8 protein-coding genes are annotated in these 7605 nt (G+C 67.9%); 3 read left to right on the top strand and 5 right to left on the bottom strand.

All coding sequences use genetic code 11. The features are described 5' to 3' along the window. Nucleotides 1–37 precede the first annotated feature (37 nt). Complete coding sequence (locus VF662_RS14065) at nucleotides 38–598, top strand: shikimate kinase (protein WP_464142378.1); 561 nt, start codon at nucleotides 38–40, stop codon at nucleotides 596–598. Beyond that, complete coding sequence (gene aroB, locus VF662_RS14060) at nucleotides 595–1680, top strand: 3-dehydroquinate synthase (protein ID WP_464142374.1); 1086 nt, start codon at nucleotides 595–597, stop codon at nucleotides 1678–1680. Before VF662_RS14065 ends, aroB begins: the two co-directional genes overlap by 4 nt. On the opposite strand, the gene VF662_RS14055 is transcribed toward aroB, so the two are convergent. Further along, a complete protein-coding gene (locus VF662_RS14055; protein WP_464142372.1) occupies nucleotides 1677–3473 on the bottom strand; it encodes a monovalent cation:proton antiporter-2 (CPA2) family protein in 1797 nt (598 codons plus the stop codon). The genes aroB and VF662_RS14055 overlap by 4 nt on opposite strands. Further along, on the bottom strand, nucleotides 3473–3919 hold the full coding sequence (locus tag VF662_RS14050) for an iron-sulfur cluster assembly scaffold protein (RefSeq protein WP_464142370.1): 447 nt from the start codon (nucleotides 3917–3919) through the stop codon (nucleotides 3473–3475). The genes VF662_RS14055 and VF662_RS14050 overlap by 1 nt, the downstream gene beginning before the upstream one ends. 283 nt (nucleotides 3920–4202) lie before the next feature. On the opposite strand from VF662_RS14050, the gene VF662_RS14045 reads away from it, so the two are divergent. After that, nucleotides 4203–4382, top strand: coding sequence for a hypothetical protein (locus VF662_RS14045; RefSeq protein ID WP_464142368.1), 180 nt, complete (start codon nucleotides 4203–4205; stop codon nucleotides 4380–4382). A gap of 95 nt (nucleotides 4383–4477) precedes the next feature. Here the strand turns inward: VF662_RS14045 and cysS are convergent, their stop codons facing one another. The 3 genes from cysS to radA form a co-directional block, all read right to left on the bottom strand. After that, nucleotides 4478–5794, bottom strand: a complete 1317-nt coding sequence (gene cysS / locus VF662_RS14040; protein WP_464142366.1) for a cysteine--tRNA ligase — start codon at nucleotides 5792–5794, stop codon at nucleotides 4478–4480. Continuing rightward, on the bottom strand, nucleotides 5791–6345 hold the full coding sequence (locus VF662_RS14035; RefSeq protein WP_464142376.1) for a CvpA family protein: 555 nt from the start codon (nucleotides 6343–6345) through the stop codon (nucleotides 5791–5793). The genes cysS and VF662_RS14035 overlap by 4 nt, the downstream gene beginning before the upstream one ends. 167 nt (nucleotides 6346–6512) lie before the next feature. Next, on the bottom strand, nucleotides 6513–7605 hold a 1093-nt coding region (gene radA / locus VF662_RS14030; protein WP_464142364.1), incomplete at its 5' end, for a DNA repair protein RadA.

The raw sequence follows: 7605 nt of genomic DNA, 5'->3' as shown, positions 1-7605 counted from the left end.
TGCCCATGCGCGGCCTTTTGCCCCACGATGCGGCACTATGTATAGCCCCAGCAGCATGGCCACGACGCTTAGGAAGCCGGACCGTTCGATCGTGCTCGTCGGGCTGATGGGGGCCGGCAAATCCACGGTGGGGCGGCGGCTTGCGAAGCGGCTCGGACTCGAATTTGCCGATTCCGACGACGAGATCGAGCGGGCGGCGGACCATAAGATTGCCGAGATATTCGACCGCTTCGGCGAGCCGAGCTTCCGCGACGGGGAACGCCGGGTGATCGCGCGGCTGATCGACGGGCCGCCGAAGGTGATCGCGACCGGGGGCGGCGCTTTCATGAACGAGGCGACGCGACAGCTGATCCTCGACCGCTGCATTGCCGTATGGCTCGATGCCGATCCGGAAGTGCTGGCCGAGAGGGTCTCGCGGCGGGACCATCGGCCGCTGCTGAAGGACAAGGAGGCGCTTCCGCTGCTCCGGGAACTCGCGAGGGTGCGGAACCCCATATATGCCGAGGCGCACCTCCACATCCGCGGGAACCCGGCGCCGCACGAGAAGCTCGTGCAGCAGATCGTGGAGGCGGTCGCGGAATGGGAGCAGCGCGCATGAGGCGGTTCGACGTGCTGCTCGGCGAGCGGAGCTACTCCGTCCATATCGCACACGGCCTGCTCGCGGATGCGCGGGAGCTGCTCGAGCCGCTCGCGCGCGGCAACCGGCTGGTGGTCGTCAGCGATGCCACCGTCTGGACCCTGCACGGCCTTGCCCTCGCCCGCTCCGGCATCGAGCTCGTGCCGATCATCCTCCCGGAGGGCGAGGAGGCGAAGAGCTGGGCGGTGCTGACGGAGCTTGTACAGAACCTCCTCGAACTCGGCGTCGAGCGGAGCGACCATATCGTCGCGCTCGGCGGCGGCGCCATCGGCGACGTGGCGGGCTTTGCGGCGGCGATCGTGAAGCGGGGCTGCGGCTACATCCAGATCCCAACCACTCTGCTCGCGCAGGTGGATTCGTCCGTCGGCGGCAAGACCGCCATAAATGCGGCGGCGGGCAAGAACATGGTCGGCGCCTTTTACCAGCCGTCGGCAGTGCTGATCGATCCAGCGACTCTCGCCACGCTGCCCGAGCGGGAGCTTCGGGCGGGCTATGCCGAGGTGGTGAAATACGGGCTGCTCGGCGATGCAGGCTTCTTCGAATGGTGCGAGGCCAATGCTGGCGCGCTTCTGCGGGGCGATCCCGACGCTCAGCTTCATGCGATCGAGACCAGCGTCCGCGCCAAGGCAGAGATCGTGGGCGAGGATGAAAGGGAGACGAGCGGGCGGCGGGCCTTGCTCAATCTCGGCCACACGTTCGGGCATGCGATCGAAGCCGTGACGGGCATCGGCGAAGGTCTGCTTCATGGGGAGGCGGTGGCTCTCGGGATGGCGCTGGCCTTTCGCTTTTCCGCCGCGCAGGGCCTGTGCCGGATTGAGGAGGCGGAGCGGGTCGAGGCGCATCTCGAGGCGGCGGGTCTTCCGGTGCGGCTTTCCGAGGCGGGGATCGCCGACGGGACCGTGCTTGTGCCGCACATGCTCAACGACAAGAAGAACGAGCATGGGCAGCTTGCCCTCATTGTCGTCCGCGGGATCGGCGAGGCTTTCCTCGACCGGACCGTGAAGGCCGAAGAGGTTGCCGCCTTCCTCGCGGACCTACCCTAGTCCGCGGGCGCCTGCTCCTCCTCATCGGGAAGCGAGCGGTCGGGCATGAACATGAGGTGCTTGCGGGCGTGTAGATCGCCGCCCTTGGTCTGCCCCGCCAGCCGCTCGGCGTCGCGGGCGCGGAATTCGTGCTCGACCCGCACCACCTCCTCTTCGGTGACGCAGAAGCAGTGGAGCGCATCGCGGCCCATCAGCACCGCCGATTCGAACACCTCGCGATAAGTGCCGGCGACATCGACCCCATCGATCGCGATCAGCTGCCGCCGGTCGAACACGCGCACGTAGACGGCCGCCTGCGGGAACGCCTCAAGGATCGGCTCCATCTTCTTCTTGTCGAGCGTGTCGCCGTCGATGCAGAACAGGATCGCCTTGGCGTCCTCGCCGCCCGCCGCGCGAAGCAGGTCGATACGGGTGCCGTCGCCATAATAGACCTTCATCCCGAAGCTCTCGCTGAGCTCGATCTGGCTCGGCTTCGAATCGATGAGGGTGAGGCTGATCCCCTTCGCCATCAGCATCTGGGCGACCGTCTGCCCGAACCGGCCGTAGCCGACGATGATCGCACGCGATTCGGCCGAAAGCTCCGGCCCGTCCATGCCGTCTCCGTCCCGGAGCGAGGCGCGCCGCTCGGTCCACCTGTTGAACATCATCAGGAACGGCGTCGAAGCCATCGAGATGGTGACGATCGCTCCGAACAGGCTGGAGGCGGCCGGAGTGATCAGCATCGCGCTCTGGGCGGCGGCGAACAACACGAAGCCGAATTCGCCGCCCTGGCTCAGAAGCAGGCCCATCCGCCAAGCCTTGCGGGTCTCCATCCTGAAGAGCTTGGCGACGCCGAAGATGAGGCTGGCCTTGATCACGATCAGAGCGGCGGCCATTCCGATGACGAACAGCGGCCGCTGCGCGATCGCGCCGAGATCGAGCATCATCCCGATCGCGACGAAGAAGAGGCCGAGGAGGATCGAGCGGAACGGCTCGATGTCGAGCTCCAGCTCGTGCCGGTAGGGCGAGTCGGCAAGCATCACGCCCGCGACGAACGCGCCGAGCGCGGTCGAGAGGTGGAGCGATTCCATCACGGCCGCGCTTGCAAGCACTGTGAACAGCCCCGCCACCACGAACAGCTCGCGCTCGCTGACCCGTCCGACGAGGCGGAAGAGCGGGTTGATCAGGAACTTGCCGGCGATGACAAGGCCGACGATGGCGGCGACGGTGTAGATGCCGAGCAGCCACCCAGGCGGCGCGATCGGATCGGGCGGCGCTCTCGACAGAGCGGCGATGATCGTGATCAGCGGCACGATCGAGAGGTCCTGGAACAGGAGGATCGAGAAGGCGCGCTCGCCCGACTGGGTGTTGATCTCGCCGGAGGACCTGAGGCTCGGAAGCACCTGAGCGGTCGAGGACAAGGCCAGCGGCAGGCCGATCGCGATCGCAGCGGCCCAGGTGATGTCCGCGCCGAAGTGGACGAGGACCGTCAGCGCCAAACCGCACACCACCACCTGAAGCAGGCCGAGGCCGAATATGTCGTGCTTGAGGCGCCAAAGCCGGTTCGGGTGCAGCTCCAGCCCCACGAGGAACAGCAGCAGCACGATGCCGAGCTCCGCCACGTGAAGCATCTGCTCGGACGCGTTGACGAGGCCGAGCCCCTGCGGGCCGACGAGAGCGCCCGCGACGAGATAGCCGAGCACGGCGCCGAGGCCGAGGCGCCGGAACAGGGTGACGAACAGCATGGCCGCGCCGAGCAGGATGACGACGTCGGTGAGGACCAGGGCGGCGGTCTCGGCGGCTTGCGACTCCATCAGGCCTGCGCCTCACCAGGGTGGAGGCTTGCCTCGGCCGCGGCCTCTGCCACGGCTTCGAAGGCGAGCATGATCGAGGCGTGGCGCGCCTTGTACGGCCGCGCGTTGCGGAACAGCTCAAGCCCGGGCCAATCGCCCGGATCGTCGCGTCGGCCGTCGAGGAAGGCGGCGAGATGATCGCGGGCGCGGGCGAGATCGGCGCGGCTCCGGCCGATCGCGCTTGCGCCCATCAAGGCCGCCGAGGCCTGGCCGAGCGCGCAGGCCTTCACCTCCTGGCCCAAGGCGGCGAGCCTCCCCTCCCCGTCCACAACGACATCGACGGCGATGCGGCTGCCGCAGACCGGCGCGCGCTTCTCGACGCTCGCCTGGGGCCGCTCGAGCCGCCGCTGGTGCGGGATCGAAGCGGCGAGGCGCAATATGTCCCGGTTGTAGAGCGCCGCCGTCATCGCAGGGCGATATAGGGCGGCGCGCCGGGCAGCGCCACAGCGCCGGCGGAAGTTGACACTGAGTTCACACTCACGCGGCGGTCCGGCGGGTGCAATGAACGGCACGAATGGCGCAAAAGTCACATGGAATCGCGGGGGGCGTCTCGCCCCGTGAACGCCTGCGCGCAGCAGCAAACGGAACGCAGAAGGCGAGGAGGAGCTCATATTCAGTGCCTATCTGGTACTTTCCTATTGTTCAAGCCGTTCCCGCGCATCCATTCCGCACGATCGTCGTTAACGCGCCATGCGCCGCTCCACGATCCGTTTCACGGGAGCCTCCCTGCTCCTCCTCCCGCTCATGTCCACCTGCACCCAGCCGCAGGGATCGATCGCCTCGGCACGCGAGCATGTGCAGCTCGGTTCGGAGGAAAGGCTGATGGCGTTCCTGATCGATGGCAGCAACGGCGCCGTCGTCAGGCGTTAGCCGTCATTGCGAGCGAAGCGAAGCAATCCAGAGCAGCATGGAGGCCGATCTGGATTGCCGCGTCGCTACGCTCCTCGCAATGACAAGGAGGGGAATCAGGCGCGGCGCCAGGTCGTGCCGGCGGGCCCGTCCTCTAGTAGGATACCCTGAGCTGTCAGTTCCGCGCGGATCCGATCCGCCTCCCCGAAGTTGCGTTCCTTCTTCGCCGCCGCGCGCGCTTCGATCAGCGCATCGATGCGCGCGTCGCCCTCGCCCTGGAACCAGGCGGCGGAGCTTTGGCCGAGGAGGCCGAGCAGGGCGGCGCTGGCGCGGAGCACCGACGGGTCCTCGATCGCCGACAGCCGCGACAGAGCGAGCGGCGTATTGAGGTCGTCGGCAAGTGCTTCCAGCACCGCCTCGTCGACTTTCGAAGGCTCGGCATCTCCGGCGGTGCGGTAAAGGCGGTCGAGCGTCGCCTTGGACTGGGCGACGAGCTGCGGCGACCATTCGAGCGGCTGGCGATAGTGGGCGGAGAGCAGGGCCATGCGCAGCACCTCGCCCCTGTGGCCCTGCTCCAGCAGCTGCTCCACCGTGACGACGTTGCCCAAGGACTTCGACATCTTCTCGGAACCGGCCATGGAGAGGAAGCCGTTGTGGACCCAGTAGCGGGCGAGCGGCGTGCCGCCGTGCGCGCAGCGGCTCTGGGCGAGCTCGTTTTCGTGGTGGGGAAAGATGAGGTCGAGCCCGCCGCCGTGGATGTCGATGGTGGGGCCGAGGTGGCGCTCGATCATCGCCGAGCATTCGATGTGCCAGCCCGGACGGCCGCGGCCCCAGGGGCTGTCCCAGCCGATCACGTCGGCGCTCGACGGCTTCCAGAGAACGAAGTCGGCCGGGTCCTTCTTATAGGAAGCGATTTCCACCCGGGCGCCGGCGATCATCGCCTCCCGGTCGCGGCGGCCGAGGGCGCCGTAATCGGGATCGGACGGCACGTGGAAGAGGACGTGGCCGTCCGCCTCATATGCGTGTCCGGTCTCGACCAGCCGGGCGATCATCGCCACCATCTCCGCGACGTTCTCGGTCGCCCTGGGCGCGATCGTCGGCGGAGCGACTCCGAGCGCGCCCATGTCGTTCAGGTAATGCTGCTCGTAGCGACGGGTGACGACCGACGGATCGACGCCCTCCGCGCGAGCCGCCTCGATGATCCTGTCGTCGACGTCGGTGACGTTGCGGGCGTAGACGAGGCTGTTCTCGCCATAGGTGTGGCGGAGCAGCCGCGCGAGCACGTCGAACACCACGGCCGGCCGCGCATTGCCGATATGGGCGCGGTTGTAGACCGTCGGGCCGCAGACATACATGGTGACTCGGCCAGGATCGGCCGGCGTGAAGACGCGCTTCTCCCGCGCCATCGTGTCGTAGAGCCGGATCTCGCTCATTGCTCGTTGGCGATGCGCGCGTTGATGCGATTGCCCTCGGCCTCCGGATCGACGGGGCGGCCGCGACGCGCTTCGACGAAATCGACGATCGCCCGGCCGCTGGCGTGGAGCAGAGGATAGGTGCGGGACTGCGCCATCCATTCGGGGCGCTCGGCGGTGCGGCCGTAGATCGTGTCGTAGACGAGGTTCGCGGCGAGATAGATGAGGGTGGCGCCGATGAGGCCCTTAAGCGCGCCGAACCCCCCTCCGAGCACGCGGTCCACCGGGCCGACGACGGACTTCTTGGTGCTTCCGCCGATCCGCCGCGCGACGAGCTTGCCCAGGATGAAGACGACGCCGAACACGAGCGCGAAGGCGAGCACGGCGGCGCCTGCGCGGGTGCCGACCACCCCCGTCAGCGCGCCGGTCGCCGGATCGTGCAGAAGCTTCAGAGCGACGATCGCCGCGATCCAGGCGACCAGCGACAGCACTTCGAACACGAAGCCGCGAAGGAAGCCCATGACGAGCCCGCCGCCGACCAGCAGCAGCACCAATATGTCGAGAGCAGTCAGTCCCATGAGGGGGGTGCTAAAGGCACTTCAATCTCGTTGGAAGATTTTCTTTCCGCTCATCCTGAGGAGGGACTGAGCGTAGTCGAAGCGGCATCTCGAAGGAGGGTCCTTCGATACGGGCCTTCGCCAGGCTCAGTCCCTACTCAGGATGAGCGGTTATCTGGGGTTTACCGCCCAAGCAGATGGTCAACGAGGTCGCGGAGGGTGCGGAAGCCGGTGAGGCGGATGTCGCCTTTCTCGCGGGCGACCGAGGACGGCACCAGCGCGTGTTCGAAGCCGAGCTTCGCCGCTTCCTTGAGGCGGAGGCCGCCATGGGCGACGGGGCGGAGCTCGCCGGAAAGCGCGACTTCGCCGAACGCCACCGTCTCGGCCGGCACGGGCCGCTCGGAAAGCGCCGAGACGAGGGCCGCGGCCACGGCCATGTCGGCGGCGGGATCGCTGACGCGGTAGCCGCCGGCGATGTTGAGATAGACTTCGGCAGTCGAGAAGCTGAGGCCGCAGCGTGCCTCCAGCACCGCGAGGATCATCGCCAGGCGGCCGCTGTCCCAGCCGACGACGGCGCGGCGCGGGGTGGCTCCGCTGGCGAGGCGGACGGTGAGCGCCTGGATCTCGACCAGCACGGGCCGCGTCCCTTCGAGTGCCGGGAAGACGGTGGCGCCCGAGACGCTCTCGCCGCGGTGCGTAAGGAACAGGGCCGAAGGGTTCGAGACCTCCTCCAGCCCCTTCTCGGCCATTGCGAACACGCCGATCTCGTCGGTGCCGCCGAAGCGGTTCTTGGCGGCGCGGAGGATGCGATATTGGTGGCTGCGCTCGCCTTCGAAGCTCAGCACCGTATCGACCATATGCTCGAGCACGCGCGGCCCGGCGATCGAGCCGTCCTTGGTGACGTGGCCGACAAGGACGAGCGCGGTGCCCGTCTCCTTGGCGAAACGGATCAGCTCCTGCGCCGAGGCGCGGACCTGGCTGACCGTGCCCGGCGCGCCCTCGATGAGATCGGAATGCATGGTCTGGATGGAATCGATGACGAGCAAGGCGGCCGGAGCCCCCTCCCCCAGCGTCGTCAGGATGTCGCGCACCGACGTCGCGGCGGCGAGCTGCACCGGCGCATTGCCGAGGCCCAGGCGGCGGGCGCGGAGCCGCACCTGATCGGCCGCTTCCTCTCCCGAGATATAGGCGACCGGAAGACCGCGGGAGGCGATGTTGGCCGCCGCCTGCAGGAGCAAGGTGGACTTGCCGATGCCGGGATCGCCGCCGATCAGG

Source organism: Allosphingosinicella sp. (assembly GCF_036387215.1).
Taxonomy (GTDB): domain Bacteria; phylum Pseudomonadota; class Alphaproteobacteria; order Sphingomonadales; family Sphingomonadaceae; genus Allosphingosinicella.
The sequence above is the reverse complement of the archived record's forward strand: the minus strand, read 5'-3'. Positions and strand labels throughout refer to the sequence as shown.